Source organism: Edaphosphingomonas fennica (assembly GCF_003034225.1).
Taxonomy (GTDB): Bacteria; Pseudomonadota; Alphaproteobacteria; order Sphingomonadales; family Sphingomonadaceae; genus Sphingomonas_E; species Sphingomonas_E fennica.
In genome coordinates this window covers 29,067-49,989 of the sequence record NZ_PHHF01000081.1, presented here as the reverse complement: position 1 = coordinate 49,989, position 20,923 = coordinate 29,067, and the positions used below count along the sequence as shown (strand labels likewise).

Annotated in this window: 15 protein-coding genes; 13 read left to right on the top strand and 2 right to left on the bottom strand. The window is 69.1% G+C overall.

The annotated features are described in order from the left end of the window. Nucleotides 1-183 precede the first annotated feature (183 nt). The 9 genes from purU to CV103_RS20465 all read left to right on the top strand — a co-directional run bounded on the left by purU (nucleotide 184) and on the right by CV103_RS20465 (nucleotide 13,683). Nucleotides 184-1,041 (top strand): formyltetrahydrofolate deformylase, encoded by an 858-nt coding sequence (purU, locus tag CV103_RS20505; protein ID WP_070934542.1) that lies wholly within the window; start codon nucleotides 184-186, stop codon nucleotides 1,039-1,041. 142 nt (nucleotides 1,042-1,183) lie between these two features. Beyond that, entirely contained in the window at nucleotides 1,184-2,740 is a 1,557-nt protein-coding gene (locus CV103_RS20500; protein ID WP_070934541.1) for a globin-coupled sensor protein, read from the top strand. A gap of 21 nt (nucleotides 2,741-2,761) precedes the next feature. Continuing rightward, complete coding sequence (locus CV103_RS20495) at nucleotides 2,762-3,211, top strand: chemotaxis protein CheW (protein ID WP_425443921.1); 450 nt, start codon at nucleotides 2,762-2,764, stop codon at nucleotides 3,209-3,211. A 166-nt stretch (nucleotides 3,212-3,377) separates the two neighbouring features. After that, nucleotides 3,378-4,304, top strand: coding sequence for a 3,5-dioxohexanoate:acetyl-CoA acetone transferase (kce, locus tag CV103_RS20490; RefSeq protein ID WP_107396048.1), 927 nt, complete (start codon nucleotides 3,378-3,380; stop codon nucleotides 4,302-4,304). After that, nucleotides 4,291-5,181, top strand: coding sequence for an HpcH/HpaI aldolase/citrate lyase family protein (locus tag CV103_RS20485; protein ID WP_107396026.1), 891 nt, complete (start codon nucleotides 4,291-4,293; stop codon nucleotides 5,179-5,181). Before kce ends, CV103_RS20485 begins: the two co-directional genes overlap by 14 nt. Continuing rightward, nucleotides 5,178-6,452, top strand: coding sequence for an acetyl-CoA hydrolase/transferase family protein (locus CV103_RS20480; RefSeq protein ID WP_107396025.1), 1,275 nt, complete (start codon nucleotides 5,178-5,180; stop codon nucleotides 6,450-6,452). The genes CV103_RS20485 and CV103_RS20480 overlap by 4 nt, the downstream gene beginning before the upstream one ends. Then, complete coding sequence (locus CV103_RS20475) at nucleotides 6,452-7,219, top strand: enoyl-CoA hydratase-related protein (RefSeq protein WP_107396024.1); 768 nt, start codon at nucleotides 6,452-6,454, stop codon at nucleotides 7,217-7,219. The genes CV103_RS20480 and CV103_RS20475 overlap by 1 nt, the downstream gene beginning before the upstream one ends. A 120-nt stretch (nucleotides 7,220-7,339) precedes the next feature. Continuing rightward, nucleotides 7,340-9,478, top strand: a complete 2,139-nt coding sequence (locus tag CV103_RS20470) for an autotransporter assembly complex protein TamA (protein ID WP_245896987.1) — start codon at nucleotides 7,340-7,342, stop codon at nucleotides 9,476-9,478. Further along, a complete protein-coding gene (locus tag CV103_RS20465; protein WP_107396023.1) occupies nucleotides 9,478-13,683 on the top strand; it encodes a translocation/assembly module TamB domain-containing protein in 4,206 nt (1,401 codons plus the stop codon). The genes CV103_RS20470 and CV103_RS20465 overlap by 1 nt, the downstream gene beginning before the upstream one ends. Nucleotides 13,684-13,693: 10 nt before the next feature. On the opposite strand, the gene guaD is transcribed toward CV103_RS20465, so the two are convergent. Beyond that, on the bottom strand, nucleotides 13,694-15,025 hold the full coding sequence (gene guaD / locus CV103_RS20460) for a guanine deaminase (protein WP_107396022.1): 1,332 nt from the start codon (nucleotides 15,023-15,025) through the stop codon (nucleotides 13,694-13,696). A gap of 76 nt (nucleotides 15,026-15,101) precedes the next feature. Between guaD and CV103_RS20455 the strand changes: the two genes are divergently transcribed. Both CV103_RS20455 and CV103_RS20450 read left to right on the top strand, forming a co-directional pair. Continuing rightward, nucleotides 15,102-16,403 (top strand): glycosyltransferase family 4 protein, encoded by a 1,302-nt coding sequence (locus tag CV103_RS20455; RefSeq protein WP_107396021.1) that lies wholly within the window; start codon nucleotides 15,102-15,104, stop codon nucleotides 16,401-16,403. Next, nucleotides 16,396-17,037, top strand: coding sequence for a DedA family protein (locus CV103_RS20450; RefSeq protein WP_107396020.1), 642 nt, complete (start codon nucleotides 16,396-16,398; stop codon nucleotides 17,035-17,037). The genes CV103_RS20455 and CV103_RS20450 overlap by 8 nt, the downstream gene beginning before the upstream one ends. 27 nt (nucleotides 17,038-17,064) lie before the next feature. Here the strand turns inward: CV103_RS20450 and CV103_RS20445 are convergent, their stop codons facing one another. Then, complete coding sequence (locus tag CV103_RS20445; protein WP_107396019.1) at nucleotides 17,065-17,928, bottom strand: LysR family transcriptional regulator; 864 nt, start codon at nucleotides 17,926-17,928, stop codon at nucleotides 17,065-17,067. Nucleotides 17,929-18,054: 126 nt separating this feature from the next. Here CV103_RS20445 and CV103_RS20440 point away from each other — a divergent pair, with 126 nt between their 5' ends. Both CV103_RS20440 and CV103_RS20435 read left to right on the top strand, forming a co-directional pair. Beyond that, complete coding sequence (locus CV103_RS20440; RefSeq protein WP_245896989.1) at nucleotides 18,055-19,170, top strand: acyl-CoA dehydrogenase family protein; 1,116 nt, start codon at nucleotides 18,055-18,057, stop codon at nucleotides 19,168-19,170. 133 nt (nucleotides 19,171-19,303) lie between these two features. After that, nucleotides 19,304-20,905, top strand: a complete 1,602-nt coding sequence (locus CV103_RS20435) for a carboxyl transferase domain-containing protein (RefSeq protein ID WP_107396017.1) — start codon at nucleotides 19,304-19,306, stop codon at nucleotides 20,903-20,905. The last annotated feature ends 18 nt before the right edge of the window (nucleotides 20,906-20,923 follow it).

Here is a 20,923-nt window from a genome sequence, read left to right as displayed (position 1 = left end):
TCGTAATTCATCCGGCCAAGGCGAGAGGCTGATCCCGCATTTGCCATGCATGGTCCTTCATTCGTCAGAATGTCGCTAAATCATAAATCGGCCGGGGCCGCCATCGCGCCCGGATCGCCGGTCCGCCCGGATGCGCAACATCCGCTGGATAAGCGGCCGCGCCTTTGCCATTAGGGCGCGGCCATGACGGACAGCTTCCTGCTCACCCTTTCCTGCCGCAACCAGCCCGGCATCGTCGCCCGCGTCTCCACCGCGCTCCACGCCCATGGCGGCGACATCCGCGAGGCGAACCAGTTCGACGACGCCGCCACCGACCGCTTCTTCATGCGCGTGGTCTTCACCCTGCCGCCCACCCGCGACGTGGCGGCGCTGGAACGCGACTTCGCCGTGATCGCCGATGCGCTGGGCATGGAATGGCGGCTGCGCGCCCGCAACGATCGCCAGCGCGTGCTGCTGCTCGTCTCCAAATTCGATCACTGCCTGGTCGATCTGCTCTATCGCTGGCGGATCGGCGAGCTGCCGATGGACGTGGTCGGCATCGTCTCCAACCATCCGCGCGAAACCTTCCGCACCTCCGATCTCGAAGGCATCCCCTTCCACCATCTGCCCGTCACCGCCGCCACCAAGGCGGAGCAGGAGGCCCGGATCAAGGCGGTCGTGACCGAGACCCGCGCCGACCTGGTCGTGCTGGCGCGCTACATGCAGATATTGTCGGACGATCTCGCCGCCTGGCTTTCCGGCCGCTGCATCAACATCCACCACAGCTTCCTGCCGGGCTTCAAGGGCGCCAAGCCCTATCACCAGGCCCATGCCCGCGGCGTGAAGCTGATCGGCGCGACCGCGCACTACGTCACCGCCGATCTCGACGAAGGGCCGATCATCGAGCAGGATGTGGAGCGGGTGAGCCATGCCGACATGCCCGAGGACCTCGTCCGCAAGGGCCGCGATATCGAGCGCCGCGTGCTCGCCCGCGCGGTCGCTTTCCATATCGAGGGGCGGGCGATCCTGAACGGCGCCACCACCGTCGTCTTCCGGGACTGACCGGCGCAAAATTCCGCCGCCGCCGCCGGTTTGGCGGAAATTCCGTACTATAAGTCAAGCATGCGCCTTGCGCGATGTTAACCGGTTTGCGTGTCTTCTTGCTTGTGTAGCGTTTCGTGCGTTTCGCGATGGAGGAGAGCCGATGCAGCCGGATCAGACGAACCACGGAATTGAGAGTCGCGTGAACTTCTTCGATCTAGATCAGGCCAATTACGATGCCTTCCCCGCGATCGCCCGCGCCGTGGAGAAGGCGGCGCCGGCCGCGCTCGACCGCTTCTACAGGAAGGTGCAGGAAACGCCCGAGGCGGCGGCCTTCTTCTCGTCGACGGCGATGATGAACCACGCGAAGGCGAAGCAGCTCGATCACTGGCGCGGCATGTTCGCCCGCCGCCTCGATGGGGATTATTTCGCCAAGGCGGAGAAGATCGGCCACATCCACGCCCGCATCGGGCTGGAGCCGACCTGGTATATCGGCGGCTATGCGCTGGTGCTGGAACAGATGATCGGCAGCCTGCTCACCGGCTCGCCGCTCAGCCGGCTCGGCGGGCGGCAGATGTCGCGGGTGATCGGCACGCTGGTGAAATGCGCGATGATCGACATGGATATCGCGCTCTCCGCATATTTCCGCGCCGCCGATGCCGATCGGATGGCCGTGATCGGCCAGGTCGGTGAGGCGATGGACCGGCTGGCGCAGGGCGATTTCAGCGTTGAGCTCACCGGCCTGCCCGAAAGCTTCGCCAAGCTGGTGGAGGATTTCAACTCGATGCGGGAACGGATGCGCGACACGCTGCTCCAGGTTTCCGAAACCGCCGATGGCATCAACACCGGCGCCACCGAAATCAGCCAGGCCGCCAGCGATCTTTCCCGCCGGACCGAGCAGCAGGCCGCCTCGCTCGAGGAGACGGCCGCCGCGATGGACCGGATCACCGCATCGGTGCGCGAAACCGCCGAGGGCGCCGGCCATGTCTATACGTCGGTGGGCGAGGCGCAGACCGACGCGACCGAAGGCGGCCGCGTCGTCCGCGAGGCGATCGAGGCGATGGACGGGATCGAGCGGTCCGCGCAGGAAATCGCCCAGATCATCGGCGTGATCGACGGCATCGCCTTCCAGACCAACCTGCTCGCGCTCAATGCGGGCGTGGAGGCGGCGCGCGCGGGTGATGCCGGCAAGGGCTTCGCCGTCGTGGCGAACGAGGTCCGCGCGCTCGCCCAGCGGTCGGCCGATGCCGCCAAGGACATCAAGGGCCTGATCGACAGCAGCTCCAAGCAGGTCGAATCCGGGGTCCATCTCGTCGGCCAGACCGGCCAGGCGCTGGAACGGATCGTCACCAAGGTGGCGGAGATCGCCGCGCTCGCCAGCGAAATCTCGGCCTCGGCCGAAACCCAGGCGGCCAACATGCTGCAGGTGAACAACGCCGTCGCGGACATGGACAAGATGACCCAGCAGAATGCCGCGATGGTGGAGCAGACCACCGCCGCCGCGCACAGCCTGGAAAGCGAGGCGGAGGAGCTGACCAAGCTCGTCCACCGCTTCCGCCTCGGCCAGGAAAAGCGGCAGCGGCAGCCCGCCCGGCCCGTGGCTTCGCCCGTTGCCGGAACGGAGGCGCAGGGGTCCCGCGCCCGGCCGCGCCGGCGCGTCGTCGGCAACCTTGCCGTCGCCGCCGATCCGGCGGCGCAGGGCGACTGGTCCGATTTCTGACGCGCGGGCAAGGAGGATATGATGCGCCAGCTCATCACCTTCCGCATCGGCGCGCAGAGCCTTGCCGTCGACATCATGGCCACGCGGGAAATCCGTGCCTGGTCGCCCACCACGCCGCTGCCGCATGCCGCCGGCTTCGTGCGCGGCGTGCTCGATCTGCGGGGCATCGTGCTGCCGGTGATCGATCTTTCGGCCCGGCTGGGCTGGGGGGATTGCGATCCCACGCCGCGCCATGTGGTGATGGTGATGCAGATCGGCGATCGGCCCTACGGCCTGATCGTCGATGCCGTCAGCGATATCGCCACCATCGACAGCGCCGACGTGCAGGCCCCGCCGGAACTTGGCCGCGATGGGGATCATGATCTGGTGAAGGGAATCGTCACCATCCAGGGCGAGATGGTGATGATCCTCGATCTCGATCGGCTGGCGGGCGATTGCCCGCTGCCGGAGGAAACCCCGCTCGCCGCCTGAGCCCGGCGCGCGGAGCCGGTCGGGAAACGCGCCCTCGGCGCCTGTCCGGGGCCATGATCCGGCAAAGCCGGATGCCCGGACAGGCGAGGGCTGGACTTCATGATGAATCACGTTCATTTTCCGAGCCCGGAACCGGGGATCAACCCGGCCGGGCTTGGAGGATGCGATGGCCGCGAAGATTATCATCACCTGTGCGGTCACGGGATCGATCCACACGCCTTCCATGTCGCCGCATCTGCCGGTGACGCCCGGCGAGATCGCCGATGCGGCGCTGGCGGCGGCGGAGGCCGGGGCCGCGATCGTCCACCTCCACGCCCGCAATCCCGAGGATGGCCGGCCCGACCAGAGCCCGGAGGCGTTCGAGCCGTTCCTGCGCGTCATCAAGCAGCGTTCGGACGTGGTGGTGAACCTCACCACCGGCGGATCGCCCTTCATGCCGATCGACGAGCGCATCCGCCCGGCCACGGTGTGGCGGCCGGAAGTCGCCTCGCTCAACATGGGATCGATGAACTTCGGCCTGTTCCCGATGCTGAGGCGCTACAAGGAGTTCAAGCATGACTGGGAACCCCAGATGCTGGAAAACAGCCGCGATCTGGTGTTCCGCAACTCCTTCAAGGATATCGAATATGCGCTGCGCACCCTGAACGAGACGGGCGCGCGCTACGAATTCGAATGTTACGACACCAGCCACCTCTACAACCTCCATTATTTCTTCACCGAAGGGCTGGTTAAGGCGCCGCTCTTCATCCAGACCTGCTTCGGCCTGCTCGGCGGCATCGGATCGCATCCCGATGACGTGATGCACATGAAGCGCACGGCGGACCGGCTGTTCGGCGACAATTATCGCTGGTCGGTGCTGGGCGCCGGGCGCAGCCAGATGCCGATCGCGGCGATGGCGGCGGCGATGGGCGGCAATGTCCGCGTCGGGCTGGAGGATAATCTGTGGGGCGGCCCCGGCCGCCTGGCGCAATCCAATGCCGAACAGGTGCTTACCGTCAGAAAAATTCTCGAAGGGCTTGGCCTGGAGATCGCGACCCCCGATGAAGCACGGCAGATTCTGGCTTTGAAGGGTGGAGACAATGTCGGCTTTTGATCGGGCGGCCGCGGCGCGGTCCTGGCTTTTCGCGCCGGGGGACAGCGAAAGGAAGATGGCCAAGGCCCTCGACGGCGCGGCCGATATCGTGCTGATCGACCTTGAGGATGCCGTGGCCGAGCCGGCGAAGCCCGCCGCGCGGGAAAATGTCGCCGCCTTCCTCCGCGCCAATCAGGACCAGCGCGATCGGCTGTGGGTGCGGATCAATCCGCTGCAGACCCCGCATGCGCTGGCCGATCTCGCCGCGATCATGCCCGCGCGGCCGGGCGGGCTGATGCTGCCCAAGCCGCGCGGCCGCGCGGACGTGGAGACGCTGGACCATTATCTGAGCGCGCTGGAGGTGGCGGCCGGCACCGCGCCCGGCAGCACCGCCGTCATCATCGTCGCCACCGAAACGCCGCAGGGCATGCTGGCGACCGGCAGCTATGAAGGCGTGCCCCGGCTGGCGGCGATGACCTGGGGGGCGGAGGACATCGCCACCGCGATCGGCGCGATCGCCAATCGCGAGGCGGACGGCAGCTATGCCTTCCCCTATCAGCTCGCCCGCACGCTCTGCCTGGTCGGCGCGGCGGCCGCCGGCGTGCCCGCGATCGAGACGATCCACGGCGATTTCCGCGACGAGGCCGGGCTGGAGGCGCTGGCCAACGATGTGCGCCGGGCGGGCTTTCGCGGCATGCTGGCGATCCATCCCGCGCAGGTGGACATCATCAACCGCGCCTTCACCCCCAGCGAGGCGGAGGTGGCGGCCGCGCGCGAGATCGTCGATCTCTTCGCCGCCAATCCCGGCCTCGGCACCATCGGCCACAAGGGCGAGATGCTCGATCTGCCGCACCTCAACCGGGCAAGGGCCGTGCTCGCGCGGATCGGGGCGGCATGACGGAGACGCTTCGGGCCGATGCCCTGGATCTGGCCCGCATCCTCCGGCCGGGGGATCATATCGTCTGGGGGCAGGCCTGCGGCGAGCCCACCACGCTGGTCGAGGCGCTGATCGCCCAGCGGGCTGGGCTGGGCGGCGTTTCTGCTTTCGCGGGCACCAGCTTTTCCGGCCTGCTGACGCCCGACATCGCCGATCATGTCGCGATATCCAGCATGGGCGCGATCGGGGCGCTGCGCACGCTGGCCAGGGCGGGCGCGCTGGGGATCGTGCCCTGCCATGTCGGCCAGATCGCCGCGCTGATCGAAGGCGGCATCATCGGCTGCGACGTCGCCTTCGTGCAGGTGAGCCCCGCCGATGCCGACGGCAATCACAGCTACGGCCTCATCAACGATTATGTGCAGGCCGCCGTCGCCCGGGCGCGGGTGGTGGTGGCCGAGGTCAACGATCAGGTGCCCTTCACCGCCTGCGATGCGCTGCTGCCGCGCGCCCGGATCGATTATCTGGTCGAGGTGTCGCGCCCGCCGGTCGAGGTGAAGCCCGCGCCGATCGGCGCGGAGGATCTCGCCATCGCCACCCATGCCGCCGCCTATATCGGCGACGGATCGGTGATCCAGATCGGCATCGGCGCGGTGCCCGACGCCATCACCCGCCTGATCGGCGACCGGCGCGACCTCGGCGTCCATTCCGGCATGATCGGCGACGGGCTGGTCGATCTGGTCGAGGCCGGCGTCGTCACCAACGCGCTGAAGCCGTTCGAAACCGGCATATCCGTCACCGGCGCGCTGATCGGCACGCGGCGCCTCTACGATTTCGCCGATCGCAATCCGGCGGTGGGCCTGCGCTCCTCCGCGCTCACCCATGCCGATGCGGTGCTGACGGCTATTCCCCGGCTCGTCACGATCAACTCGGCGGTCGAGGTGGACCTGACCGGCCAGGTCAATGCCGAGCAGACCGGCGCTTCCTATATCGGCGGCACGGGCGGGCAGGTGGATTATGTCCGCGCCGGCGCCCGATCGCCGGGCGGCCGATCGATCATCGCGCTGCCGGCCACGGCGGCGGGCGGCAAGGCGAGCCGGATCGTGCCGGCGCTGTCCGGCCCCGTCACCACCGCGCGCAGCGAGGCGGACGTGATCGTCACCGAATATGGCGCGGCCGAATTGAAGGGCAGGACGCTCGCCGAGCGCGCCCGCCGGCTCGTCGCCATCGCGCACCCCGATTTCCGGGAGGAACTGGACCGCGCCGCGTTCGAGATAGCGAGAAGGGGATATTGATGGGCGATGCGGTGCTGTTCGATGCGCGGGACGATGGCATCGCCGTCATCACCATCAACCGGCCCGATGCGCGCAACGCGCTGGGCCGCGAGGTGCGCGAAGGGCTGTTCGCCGCCTGGGACCGGTTCGAGGGCGATCCGGCGCTGCGCGTCGCGATCCTGACGGCGGCGGGCGACAAGGCCTTCTGCGCCGGCGGCGACCTCAAGGAGATGGCCGACCTCAGGCTCACCGTCCCGCCGCGCGGCATGTTCCCCGTGCCCGGCGACAATATCGAGGTGACGAAGCCGACGATCGCGGCGGTGAACGGCGTCGCCTTCGCCGGCGGCTGGCTGCTGGCGCAGGCGTGCGACCTGTGCGTCGCCAGCACCGCCGCCCGTTTCGCCATCACCGAGGCGAAGGTGGGCCGGGGATCGCCCTGGGCCGCGCCGCTGATCCACATGATCCCGCAGCGGATCATGATGGAGATCATCCTCACCGGCAGGCCGATCACCGCCGCCCGCGCCTATGAGATCGGGCTGGTCAACCAGCTGGCCGAGCCGGAGGATCTGATGGCCGAGGCGCTCGCGCTCGCCGCCGAGATCGTCGAGAACGCCCCCCTGTCCGTGCTGGCGGGCAAGGAAACCGTGGGCCTCGCCACCGAGATGGGCCGCACCGCCGCGCTGCGCGCCGCGCGCCACGCCTGGGAACGCGCCTATCGCAGCGCCGATGCACAGGAAGGGCCGCGCGCCTTCGCCGAAAAGCGCAAGCCGCAATGGCGGGGGGAATGAGGCCGGATCTGCCCTGAGGCGGCTTGCCGGCGCTGCCCGGCGGCCGGGCTGGGGGCTGGGTTGGCGGGGAACTCCTGCTATGTGGCGACGTTTTCGACCAAAAGGTCTAAAGGGGTCCGCGTGTCAGGGGGGAAGTCAGGCAAGCCGTCGAACCATGCTGCGCCGTCGCCGCGCATCCTCGCGCGGGGCAGCGTCGCCGCCTGCCTGTTCGCTCTAGGCCTGTCCGCGCCGGCATGGGCCGCGCCGCCCGCGCCCCCGCAGGCGATCGATCCCGCCGCCGATCCCGATTTCGAAGCGGCGCTGCCCCCGCTCGACAGCATCCAGGCCCCGCCGGCGGAGGAAATTCCGGCCGGGACCCCGCCGGCCGCCGCTGCGCCCACGCCTGCGCCGCCCGCGACGCCCGCGCCCGCGACATCCGCGCCCGCCGCCGCCGATGATGCCGATCTCGCCGCCCCGCTGCCGCCGCTGTCCGGTTTCGATCCCACCCCCGATGCCGGCAATGCCCGCGTCCCTTCCGATGCCGCGCCCCGCATCCGTTACCGCCTCGCGGTGGAAGGGCTGAAGCCGATCGGGCTGGAGGATGATTTCCGCAGCCTTTCCGCGCTCGCCAATGACAGCAAGGATGTCGCCAACAGCGCCCAGGTCGCCGCGCGCGCCAATGTCGATGTCGGGCTTGCCGAGCGGCTGCTGCGTTCGGAAGGTTATTATGACGGCGTCGTTTCCTCCTCGATCGTCCCGGCGGCGGACAAGGCGGGCGAGCTTCTGGTGACGATCAGCGCCACGCCCGGCCCGCGCTACAGCTTCGGCGCCATCGCCGTCACCGGCGCGGATGCCGAGCCCACCGCCATCGCGCGCGAGGCGCTGCGCCTGCGCACGGGCGATCCGATCCGATCGATCGTGGTGGAAGGCCGCGAGGCGCAGGTGGTGCTGGCGCTGCCCCAGCACGGCTATCCCTTCGCCAAGGTGGGCCAGCGGGACATATTGCTCGACGATGCCACCCATAGCGGCGATTACACCCTGCCGCTCGAAGCCGGGCCGCGCTCCGTGTTCGGCGGGTTCCGCACCAAGGGGCAGGATATCTTCGATATCGAGCATCTGTCCGTCTTCCCGCGTTTCAAGCCCGGCCAGCTCTACGATTCCCGGCTGGCGGACGACATGCGCCAGGCGCTCGTCGCCACCAGCATCTTCTCCACCGTCGCGGTCCAGCCGGTGGCGACGGGGGAGAAGGCGCCCGACGGCAGCGAGATCGTCGATCTGGAAGTCACCCAGCGCAAGGGGCCTTGGCGGGTGCTGGCGGGATCGGCCGGCTACGGCACCGGCCAGGGCATCAAGGCGGAGGCGAGCTGGACCCACCGCAACATCTTCCCGCCCGAAGGATCGCTCACCGTCACCGCGATCGGCGGCACGCAGGAACAGGGCGCCAGCGTCGCCTTCCGCCGCGCCAATGCCGGCCAGCGCGATCGCACCTTCCAGATCGCCGGGGGTTTCCGCCGGTCCGATTTCGATGCCTACAACGCCAACACCGTGAACGTCGGCATCAACTGGTCCCGCCAGAGCACCCCGCTCTGGCAGAAGCGCTGGTCGTGGTCCTACGGCGCGGAGATCATCGGCACCAACGAAAAGGGGGCCGCGCTCACCCCCGATGGCGATCGTCCGCGCCGCAACTATCTGATCGGCGCACTCCCCATGCAGGTGCAATATGATCGGTCGGATGATCTGCTGAACCCCAGCAAGGGATACAGGCTGCTGGTCCGCGCCAGCCCCGAATCCTCGCTCCAGGGCAAGCTGCGCGGCTATGCCCGGCTGTCCGGGCAGGCGACCGGCTATTGGCCGGCCACGGATTCGCTGGTCGTCGCCGGCCGGGCGATGGTGAGCTCGATCGTCGGCGCCTCGCTGGAAGGGATCGCGCCGTCGCGGCGCATCTATGTGGGCGGCGGCGGATCGGTGCGCGGCTTCGGCTATCAGCAGCTCGGGCCGAAGGATGCGCAGGACAATCCGACCGGCGGCCTCTCCTCCACCGAATTCGCGCTGGAGGCGCGCTATCGCTTCGGCAATTTCGGCATCGTGCCGTTCGTCGATGCCGGCCGGCTGGGCCAGGATTCCACGCCCGGCCTGTCGCACATGCGCTACGGCGCCGGCATAGGCGGCCGTTATTACACCAATTTCGGGCCGCTGCGCGTGGACCTCGCGACGCCGATCGACCGCCGGCCGGGTGAGTCCCGGTTCACGCTCTATATCTCGATCGGGCAGGCTTTCTGATGGATATGGACGATCAGCCCGCCCGCGCCCCCGCGCCCGCAACGCCGCCGCGCTGGCGCCGGATCGCGCGCTGGGCGGCGATCGGCCTCGGCGGGCTGCTGCTGCTCGGCGCCGCCATCCTGCTCGGGCTGGATACCGGGCCGGGCCGGCGCTTCCTGGCGGACAGGATCGGCGGCTACACCACCGAATCCGGGCTCAACGTCCGGGTGACGTCCATCGACGGATCGCTCTACGGCCGCATGGTGCTGCGCGGGCTCCAGGTGCGCGATACGCAGGGCACCTTCCTCTCCGCGCCCGCGCTCGCGGTGGACTGGCGGCCCTTCGCCTATCTCCGTTCGCGGATCGATCTCCGGTCGGTGACGGCGGAGGAGATCACGCTCCGCCGGCTGCCGGTGCTGAAGCCGGTGCCGTCCGATCCCAACGCCCCGATCATTCCCGATATCGATCTGGCGCTGGGCCGGCTGGCGGTCGATCGCTTCATCATCGAACCGCCCGTCACCGGCCGCCGCCACATCGTCCGCATCGCGGGCCGGGCCGCCATCGCCGATCGCCGCGCCCAGATATTCGCCGATGCCGCCGCCGTCGCCGCGCCCGGCGTCGCCGGGGGGGACAGGCTGCACCTCGCCCTGGATGCGGTGCCCGACGCGAACCGCCTCCAGATCGATGCGAAGCTGGATGCGCCCGCCGGCGGCCTCGTGGACAGCTTCTCCGACCTCGGCAAGCCGCTGGCCTTCACGCTGGCCGGCAAGGGCGACTGGAAGGCGTGGGACGGCCGGGCCACCGGCATGCTGGCCGGCCAGCCGCTCGCCGATCTCGCGCTCACCGCGCGCGACGGCACCTTCCGCCTGCTCGGCGATGCGCGGCCGGCGCCGCTGCTTTCCGGGCAGATGGCGCAACTGGTGCAGCCGGCGGTGCAGGTGGATGTATCGGCCGCGCTGGATCAGCGCCGTGCCGATCTGCGGGCGCGCCTGGCCTCGCCGGCCTTCACCGCCGGCGCGCAGGGCCGCGTCGATCTCGGGAATAACCGCTTCGGCGATCTCCGCGTGGATGCGAAGCTGCTGCGCCCCGGCGCGATCGCGGAAAATCTTGCCGGCCGGGATGTCGCGCTCACCGCCACGCTCGACGGGCCGTTCGCCACGCCGGGCATCGCCTACCGGCTGTCGGCCGCCTCGCTCGCCTTCGGCACCACGGGGGTGGAGGCTCTGGTGGCCGAAGGCAAGGCGGTGGTCGATGCCAGGCGCATCCTCATCCCCGTCCACGCCACCGCGCGCCGCGTCACCGGCCTCAACGCGGCGGCGGGCGGGCTCGTCACCAATTTGCGGCTGGACGGCGATCTCGCCTACAGCGAAGGCCGGCTGCTTTCGGATAATCTGCGGCTGCGCTCCGATCGCATCGATGCCACCGCGCTGATCCTCGCCGATCCGGCGAAGGGCACCTATACCGGCGCGATCAAGGGCCGGGTGAACGATTATGACGTGACCGGGCTCGGCCGCATCAACCTCGCCGCCGATGCCAAGCTGGTGACGGCGCCGGGCGGCGGCTTCGGCATCAAGGGGCATGTCACGCTCCTCACCCGCAAGATCACCAATGATGCGCTGGCCGGCCAGCTCGGCGGCAATGCCGTGGTCACCGCCGATATCGGCTATGATCCGAAGCTGGGCGCGACGATCGCCAATCTCCGCATGACGGCGCCCGATTTCCGCATATTGGGCGGGGAGGGCGGCTATGATCCCGCCAATGGCGCGATCCGCTTCCGCGCCGATGCCTGGTCCCGCAGCTACGGCCCCGCCAGCGTCCGCGCGACGGGCACGGTGGAACGGCCGGTGGTGACGCTGAACGCGGCCCGGCCGGGCGTGGGCATCGGCCTGGCCGATCTGGAAGCGGTGCTGACCGGATCGGCGGCGGGCTATGCCGTCAAGGCGAAGGGCGGCTCCGATTACGGCCCCTTCACCGCCGATCTCCTGATCCGCAGCGGGCAGGGGCCGCTGGCGATCGATATCCGCCAGCTTCTGGTGGCGGGCATCGGCGTGCAGGGGGCGATCGCGCAGACGGCCGCCGGTCCCTTCGCCGGCAGGCTCGCGATCGCCGGCTCGGGCCTCAACGGCCAGGCCGTGCTGGCGGCTGCCGGCGCCAACCAGAAGGCCGATCTCGATCTCACCGCCAATGGCGCGCGCCTGCCGGGCACGCCGCCGATCACCATCGGATCGGGCCTGATCCGGGGCACGCTGGTGATGCTGCCCAAGGGGCCGTCGATCAACGGGTCGGCCGCGCTGGTCGATGTCCGGCAGGGCAGCCTGCTGGTCCGTTCGGCGCGGGCGCGGATCAATTATCAGGATGGGCGCGGGCAGCTCGGCCTCACCGCCTCCGGCTCCAGCGGCGTGCCTTTCGACGTGGCGGCGCAGGCCGCCTTCACGCCGGATCGCATCCTCGCCAATGCGAAGGGATCGGCCAACGGCATCGCCTTCCGGCTGGCGAACCCCGCCGTGGTGACGAAGGAAGGCGCGGATTATGTGCTCCAGCCCGCCACGGTCGTCCTGCCGCAGGGACAGGTGCGCGTGGATGGGCGTTACGGCGCCGGCACGCGCGGGCATATCGTGCTGGATGGCGTCGATCTCGCCATCGCGCAGGCTTTCGCGCCCACGCTCGGCCTCGGCGGCAAGGCCAGCGGCACCATCGATGTGGCGATGCGCGGCGATGCCCTGCCCGAAGCGCGCGCGCGGATCGACATTGCCGGCTTCACCCGCAGCGGCGCGCTGGTCGTTTCCGATCCGGTGGATATCGCGATGCTCGGCACGCTGGGCGATGCCGGCGGCGATGTGCGCGCGCTGATCCGGCGGGGGGCCGGCACCGTCGGCCGCCTGCAGGCGAAGCTGGGGCCGGTGGCGCCCGGCGCGGACTGGGCCTCGCGGCTGATGGCGGCGCCGCTTTCCGGCGGGGTCCGCTATAACGGCCCGGCCGAGGTGCTGTGGACCTTGACCGGGATCAGCGGGCAGACGCTTTCGGGGCCGATCGCGATCGGCGCCGATTTCGCCGGCCGGGTCGATCAGCCCCAGTTGACGGGCGTGATCCGCGCGAACCAGCTCCGTTACGAGAATGATGCGTTCGGCACCACCATCAGCGGCATCGCGATCGACGGGCGCTTCAACCAGTCCCGCTTCCAGCTCGCCAGCCTCACCGGCAAGGCGGGCAGCGGGACGATCAAGGCTTCCGGTTTCGTCGGCTTCGATGCGGCCGGCGGCTATCCCATCGATCTCAACGCCACGCTGGATCATGCCCAGCTCGCCAAGTCGGATGCTTTGGGCGCCAGCGTCTCGGGCACGCTGGCCGTCACCAATTCGCAGGCGGCGGGCGGGCTGATCAAGGGCGATCTCAACCTGCACGAGGCGCGCTACCAGATCGTGCGGGACGACAGCGCCCAGATATCCGACCTCACCGGCGTCCGCCGCAAGGGCGCCCCGCCGCCGGTGGCGCAGGAAGGGCCGGCGCCCAGCAACTGGAAGCTCGATATCCGCCTGCGGGCCGACAACCAGCTTTTCGTATCGGGCATGGGGCTGGAATCCGAATGGCGCACCAGCATGCGGATCGGCGGCACCACCGGCCAGCCCTCGGTGATCGGCCGGCTGCAGGTGGTGCGCGGCACCTACAGCTTCGCCGGGCGCGAGCTGCAGCTGGACGATGCCAGCACGATCCGGTTCAACGGCCCGCTGCTGGAACCCGATCTGGATATCACCGCCAGCACGACGATCGACGACGTCGCGGCGATCATCAAGATCGGCGGCAACGCGCAGCATCCGCAATTCACCTTCACCTCCACCCCCGCGCTGCCGCAGGATGAGGTGCTGTCGCGGCTGCTGTTCGGCACCTCGCTCGATTCGCTCACGCCGATCCAGGGCGTGCAGCTTGCCGCCGCGCTCAATTCGCTGCGTGGCGGCGGGGGCGGCCTCAACCCCGTCGGCAAGCTGCGCGGGGCCACCGGGCTCGATCGCCTGCGCCTGCTGGGCGCCGACGACAGCACCGGGCGCGGCACATCGATCGCGGCGGGCAAATATATTTCCAACAACATCTATGTGGAGGTGGTGACCGACGCGAAGGGCTTCACCCAGACCCAGCTCACCATTGCCCTCACCCGCGCTCTCAGCATCCTGAGCCAGGCCGGCGGCGTCACCGGGCCGGCGGTGACGGTGCGCTACTCCAAGCAATATTGAAGGCGGATCGTCACGCCCCGTCGCGGGCATGGGCGATCCGGCCGGCCACATAGGTCGCCCGCACCGCCCGGTCGTCGCCCAGCGTCATCAGCACGAACAATATCTCCTCGATCGAACGCGCGCGTTCGGTGCGGAAGGCGAGCAGCGGCGTCGCCCTGGGATCGAGCACCACCAGATCGGCCTCATGGCCCGCCCGGATCGTCCCGATCCGATCGTCCAGTCCCAGCGCGCGGGCGCCGCCGAGCGTCGCCAGGAACAGCGCGCGGACGGCATCGAGCGCGAAGCCGTTCAGCTGCGCCACCTTATAAGCCTCGCCCGCCGTCGCCAGCAGGGAGAAGCTGGTCCCCGCGCCGATATCGCTCCCCAGGCCGACATGCACCGGCCGCGCCGGGTCCTTGGCGGCATCGATGCGGAACAGCCCGCTGCCCAGGAACAGGTTGGACGTCGGGCAATGGGCGATGGCGGCGCCGCGTTCGTGGCAGCAGCCGAATTCCGCCTCGGTCAGGTGCACGCCATGGGCCAGCATCGTCCGGCGGCCCACCAGGCCATAATGGTCGTAGATGTCGAGATAGCCGGCCCGTTCGGGGAAAAGCCGCCGCACCCAATCGATCTCGCCCATATTCTCGGAGATATGGGTGTGGACGAAGGCGTCGGGATGCGCGCGCCACAGGGCGCCGGCCGCTTCCAGCTGCGCCGGCGTGCTCGTCGCCGCGAAGCGCGGGGTGATGGCGTAGAGCAATCGATCGCGCCCGTGCCAGCGCTCCAGCAGGGCCAGCGAATTGTCATAGGCCGATTGCGCGGTATCGAGCAGTGCTGCGGGCGCGTTGCGATCCATCATCACCTTGCCGGCGATCAGCCGCATGTTCCGCCGCCCGGCCTCCTCGAACAGCGCATCGACCGATTGGGGATAGACGGCGGCGAACACCAGCGCGCTGGTGGTGCCGTTGCGCAGCAGCTCCTCGCAGAAGATACCGGCCACCGTCGCCGCATAAGCGGGATCGGCGAAGGCCTGTTCGGCGACGAAGGTATATTCGTTCAGCCAGTCCAGCAGCTGCCGGCCGAAGGCGCCGATGATCCCGGTCTGCACATAATGGACGTGGGTGTCGATGAAGCCGGGGCAGATCAGCCCGTCGGGATAATGGTGGATCGCCGCATCCGCCGGAATCCCGTCCCGCAGCGCGTCATAGGGGCCGGCCGCCTCGATCAGGCCGTCGCGGCAGATCACCACCCCGTCGGGCTCGTGCACGAAGGCGCTCGCCGGATCGGTCAGGAACGGATCGTCGACCAGATAGACCATCGGGCCGCGCAGCACGGTGGCGGGGTTGGATCGCGGGCTCGTCATGCCATGCCTTTCCGATGGTTTGGCTCTTTTCGCATCGCCGATGGAATAAACCGCCGGGGCAAGCCGTAAACCAGATATGGTATCGCTTTCCCCTTCCCGTCATCTCCCCGCAACGTCCATCCTCCCCGGCTTCCAGGACAATGAGGCGCCTGCCGCCCCCTCGCGGCGCCGGCTTCGGGTTGCGCTGTTTTCGGGCAATTATGATTGCGTGCGCGATGGCGCCAACCAGGCGCTGAACCGGCTGGTCGCCTTTCTGCTCGATCGGGCGGGGGCGGAGGTCCGCATCTATTCCCCCACCGCGCCGACGCCGGCCTTCAAGTCGGTGGGGAAGGTGGTCCCGGTCAGGTCGATCGGCATTCCGGGGCGGCCGGAATATCGGGTCGCGCTCGGCCTGCCGCGCGCCATCCGGCGCGATCTGGCGGCTTTCGCGCCCGATATCGTCCATCTTTCCGCGCCCGACCTGCTGGGCCGCCAGGCGCAGAAGCATGCCCGCGCGCTCGGCATCCCCGTGGTGGCGAGCCTCCACACCCGGTTCGAGACCTATCTCGATTATTACGGCCTCCGCTTCCTGCGCGGGCCGGTGGAACGCTATCTCGATCGCTTCTACCGCGATTGCGATCGCGTCCTCGCGCCGACCGAGCCGATCGCCGCCATGCTCCGCGAGGTGTGCGGGAACGAAAAGGTCGCGATCTGGGGGCGCGGCGTCGATCGCGGCCGTTTCCATCCCGGCCTGCGCGACGAAGCCTTCCGCACCCGCCTCGGCTATGAGGCGGGCGATGTCGTGCCGCTCTTCTTCGGCCGGCTGGTGCGGGAAAAGGGGCTCGATATCTTTGCGGAGAGCATCGCCGCCGTCCGGGCGCGGGGCCACGCCGTCCGCCCGATGATCGTCGGCAACGGGCCGGGGCGGGCCTGGCTGGCGGAAAGGCTGCCCAACGCCAATTTCCTCGGGCATCTCGAAGGGGCGGCGCTGGGCCGGGCGGTTGCCAGCGCCGATATCCTCGTCAACCCCAGCGTCACCGAAGCCTTCGGCAACGTCAATCTGGAAGCGATGGCGTCCGGCCTCGCGGTGATATCGGCCGATGTGCCCAGCGCATCCGCCCTGATCGCGCATGGCCGCACCGGCCTGCTCGTGCCCCAGGGGGATGCCGGGGCCTTCGCCGATGCGATGACCGATCTGGTCCGCCGTCCGCTGCTGCGCGAGGCGCTGGGCCATGCCGCCGCCAATGCAGCCGACGGGTATCATTGGGATGACATACTTTCGTCCGTCGTCCATGTGTATGAACAGTGCGTGCCGCACCCGCGCGGCGCCGGCAGGGCCGCGGCGATGATGCGCGGCGGCCGTTCCGCCAGGCTTGAGGTCGCGACCGCCGATGGATGAAGCCCTTGCCCGCCTGATCGCGCTGATTTCGGAAAATGCGGCGATCGCGGGGCCGGTGATCGGCCTGTTCGCCTTCGCCGAATCGCTGGTGCTGATCGGCATGTTCGTGCCGGCGATCGCGCTGATGATCGCGGTGGGCGGGCTGATCGGCAGCGGCGTGCTCGATCCGGCGCCGGTGCTGTTCTGGGCGATCCTCGGATCGGTGGCGGGGGACTGGATATCCTATGCGCTGGGCCGGCGGATCGGCCCGCGCGTCTATCATCGCTGGCCGTTGAAGGGCCATCGCACCGCCGTCGCGCGGGCGCGGCTGTTCTTCCGCCGCTACGGCTTCGTCTCGGTCTTCCTCGGCCGTTTCCTCGGGCCGGTGCGGGCCACGGTGCCGCTGGTGGCGGGCGTGATGCAGATGGACGGCCGCGCCTTCCAGGTCGCCAACATCACCTCGGCCGTCGTGTGGGTGCCGGCGCTGCTGGCGCCCGGCTATTGGGCCGGCAGCCTGGGATCGCTCGGACTGATCAGCATGGAAATGCTGATAGGCCTGGGCGTCGCGCTGATCGTCCTGCCGCTGGTGGGCGGGTGGCTGGTCAGCCGGATCATGCTGGGCCGCCGCCGCGCCGGCCGCGCGCGGCGCTGCTGATCGCGGGCGGGCCCGGCGACCGGGGGATCACGCCGCCGCCGCGCGCCGCACCGCGGCCAGCGTCACGGTCCGCCCCAGATCGGCCGGATCGGCATGGGTGGCGAACAGCAGGCCGATGCGGCGGACATGATCGAACCCCGCCAGCGGCACGCGCACCACGCCGGGCGCGGCATGGCGATCCGGCATCACCGTCACCCCCATGCCCGCCGCGACCAGCGCCAGCGCGCGATCGTCGTTGGTGGTCCGCGCCGCGAAGAAGGGGCGCACGCCGCGCGTGGTGAAATGGTGGCTGGTCTCGGCCAGCACTTCGCAATGGCGGCGCACGATCATGACGTTATCGGCCAGCGCCTCGGCGGCGATCATCTCCTCCCCCGCCAGCCGATGCGAGGCTGGCAGCGCGAGGCCATAGCCTTCCTGCCACAGCGCCTCGCGGGCATAGCGGTCATTGTCCGGCCGCAGGATCGTCAACGCCGCGTCGATGCGGCCCCGCGCCAGCCTGTCGAGCAGATCGCGCTCGCGCCCCTCGACCAGTTCCACCTGCTCGTCGGCATCGCCGGGCACGCTGGCGAATTGCGCGACCAGCGCCGTCGATATCGTCGCCAGCACACCGAGCCGCACCGTCCGCCGCCCGCGCTGGCCGGCCACGGCCGCCTCGGCCAGGTTGAACTCCGCCTCGATCCGCCGGGCATGGACGGCGAAATGCGCGCCCGCCGGCGTCAGTTCCACCCGCCGGTTGGTGCGGTGGAACAAGGGGCGCCCCAGCATGCGTTCCAGCTTGGCGATGCCCACCGAAAGCGTCGGCTGGGAAACATTGCATTGTTCGGCGGCGCGGCTGAAATTGCCATGATCGATCACGGCGAGGAAATAGCGCAGCAGATATCGGTCTATCATAGATACCGTCTATGATATGGCCCGCGCGATTTCAATTTTGTCGCAGGTTCGATGGCCTGTAGATGCACCGGCGATATCGAGGAGGAGAGGGCCTTGGCCGAGAATCTGGATTTCGCGCTGGGCGAGATGGCCGATGCCATCCGCGAGACGACCGCGCGTTTCGCCGCCGATCGCATCGCGCCGCTGGCGGTGAGGATCGACGCGGAGGACTGGTTTCCCCGCGATCTCTGGCCCGAAATGGGCGCGCTGGGCCTGCACGGCATCACGGTGGAGGAAGCCGACGGTGGCCTCGGCCTCGGCTACCTGGAGCATGTCGTGGCGCAGGAGGAGGTGGCCCGCGCCTCGGCCTCGATCGGCCTCAGCTACGGCGCGCACTCCAACCTCTGCGTCAATCAGATCCGCCGCTGGGCGACGCCCGATCAGAAGGCGCGGTTCCTGCCCAAGCTCATCTCCGGCGAACATGTCGGCTCGCTCGCCATGTCGGAGGCGGGCGCCGGTTCCGATGTCGTGTCGATGAAGCTGAAGGCGGAAAGGAAGGGCGATCGCTACGTGCTGAACGGCACGAAGTTCTGGATCACCAACGCCCCCTATGCCGACACGCTCGTCGTCTATGCCCGGACGGGCGAGGGATCGCGCGGCATCACCACCTTCCTCATCGAAAAGGGCATGCCCGGCTTCTCGATCGGGCAGAAGATCGACAAGGTCGGCATGCGCGGCAGCCCCACGGCGGAGCTGGTGTTCGACGATTGCGAGGTGCCGGAGGAAAATGTGATGGGGCCGGTCGGCGGCGGCGTCGGCGTGCTGATGTCCGGCCTCGATTACGAACGCACCGTGCTGGCCGGCATCCAGCTCGGCATCATGCAGGCCTGCCTCGATGTGGTGCTGCCCTATGTGCGCGACCGCCGCCAGTTCGGCCAGCCGATCGGCGCCTTCCAGCTGATGCAGGCCAAGGTGGCGGACATGTATGTCGCGCTCAATTCGGCCCGCGCCTATGTCTATGCCGTGGCGCGCGCCTGCGATGCCGGCAAGACGACGCGGTTCGATGCGGCGGGCGCCATCCTGCTGGCCTCGGAAAATGCGGTGAAGGTCGCGCTGGAGGCGGTGCAGGCGCTGGGCGGCGCCGGCTATACGAGGGACTGGCCGGTCGAACGCTTCATGCGCGACGCCAAGCTGCTCGATATCGGTGCCGGCACCAACGAGATCCGCCGCATGCTGATCGGCCGGGAGCTGATCGGGGGATGACGATCCTTCCCTGTCGCCTGACAAATTCCCCCCGTCACCCTGAACTTGTTTCAGGGTCCATCGACGCAACATCGGCAATGGCAAGGGAGCGCGAACGGATGCTGAAACAAGTTCAGCATGACGGGGTGGCGGCATGACCGCGCCCGTCCTCACCTCCGCCGTCGATACGGCTTCCGAAGCCTTCCGTGCCAATGCCGCGCACAACCGCGCGCTGGTGGAGGAACTGGGAGGGCGCGTCGCCGCCGCCGCGCTGGGCGGGCCGGAAGCCTCGCGCCAGCGCCATGTGGCGCGGGGCAAGCTGCTGCCGCGCGATCGGGTGGAACGGCTGCTCGATCCCGATTCCCCCTTTCTGGAGATCGGCCAGCTCGCCGCCTGCGACATGTATAAGGGCGAGGCGCCCGGCGCTGGCGTGATCGCCGGCATCGGCCGGGTTTCCGGCCGGCAGGTGATGATCGTCGCCAATGACGCGACGGTGAAGGGCGGCGCCTATTTCCCGATGACGGTGAAGAAGCATCTGCGCGCGCAGGAGATTGCCGAGCAGAACCGGCTGCCCTGCGTCTATCTGGTGGATTCGGGCGGCGCCAACCTGCCGCACCAGGCGGATGTCTTCCCCGATCGCGATCATTTCGGCCGCATCTTCTTCAATCAGGCGCAGATGTCCGCCAAGGGCATCCCCCAGATCGCCTGCGTGATGGGAAGCTGCACCGCCGGCGGCGCCTACGTGCCGGCGATGTCGGACGAGACGATCATCGTCCGCAACCAGGGCACCATCTTCCTCGCCGGCCCGCCGCTGGTGAAGGCCGCCACCGGGGAGATCATCTCCGCCGAGGAACTGGGCGGGGCGGAGACGCATGGCCGCAAATCCGGCGTGGTCGATCATGTCGCCGAGAATGACGAGCACGCGCTCACCATCGTCCGCGATATCGTCTCGACGCTCAACACCGTGCCCGCGATCGACGTGGACATCGCCGATCCGCGTCCGCCCAGGTTCGCGGCGGACGAGCTTTACGGCATCATCCCGCCGGACGTGCGCGCGCCCTATGACGTGCACGAGGTGATCGCCCGCATCGTCGACGGATCGGAATTCCACGAATTCAAGGCGCTCTACGGCACCACGCTGGTCTGCGGCTTCGCGCGGATCTGGGGCATGCCGGTGGCGATCCTCGCCAATAACGGCGTCCTGTTCTCGGAAAGCGCGATGAAGGGCGCCCATTTCATCGAGCTTGCCTGCCAGCGCCGCGTGCCCCTGCTGTTCCTCCAGAACATCTCGGGCTTCATGGTCGGCGGCAAATATGAAGCCGGCGGCATCGCCAAGGACGGCGCCAAGCTGGTGACGGCGGTGGCGACGGCCACCGTGCCCAAGATCACCGTGCTGATCGGCGGCAGCTTCGGCGCGGGCAATTACGGCATGTGCGGCCGGGCCTATTCCCCGCGCTTCCTGTTCACCTGGCCCAACAGCCGGATCAGCGTGATGGGCGGCGAGCAGGCGGCCAGCGTCCTCGCCACCGTCCACCGCGATGCCGATAGCTGGACGCCGGAGCAGGCCGAGGCCTTCAAGGCGCCGATCCGCCAGCGTTACGAGGACGAAGGCAATCCCTACCACGCGACGGCGCGGCTGTGGGACGACGGCGTGATCGACCCCGCCCAGACCCGCGACGTGCTGGGCCTCGCCTTCGCCGCCACCCTCAACGCCCCGATCCCCGAACGCCCGGCGTTCGGCGTGTTCCGGATGTGATGGCCGGGACGATGCCAA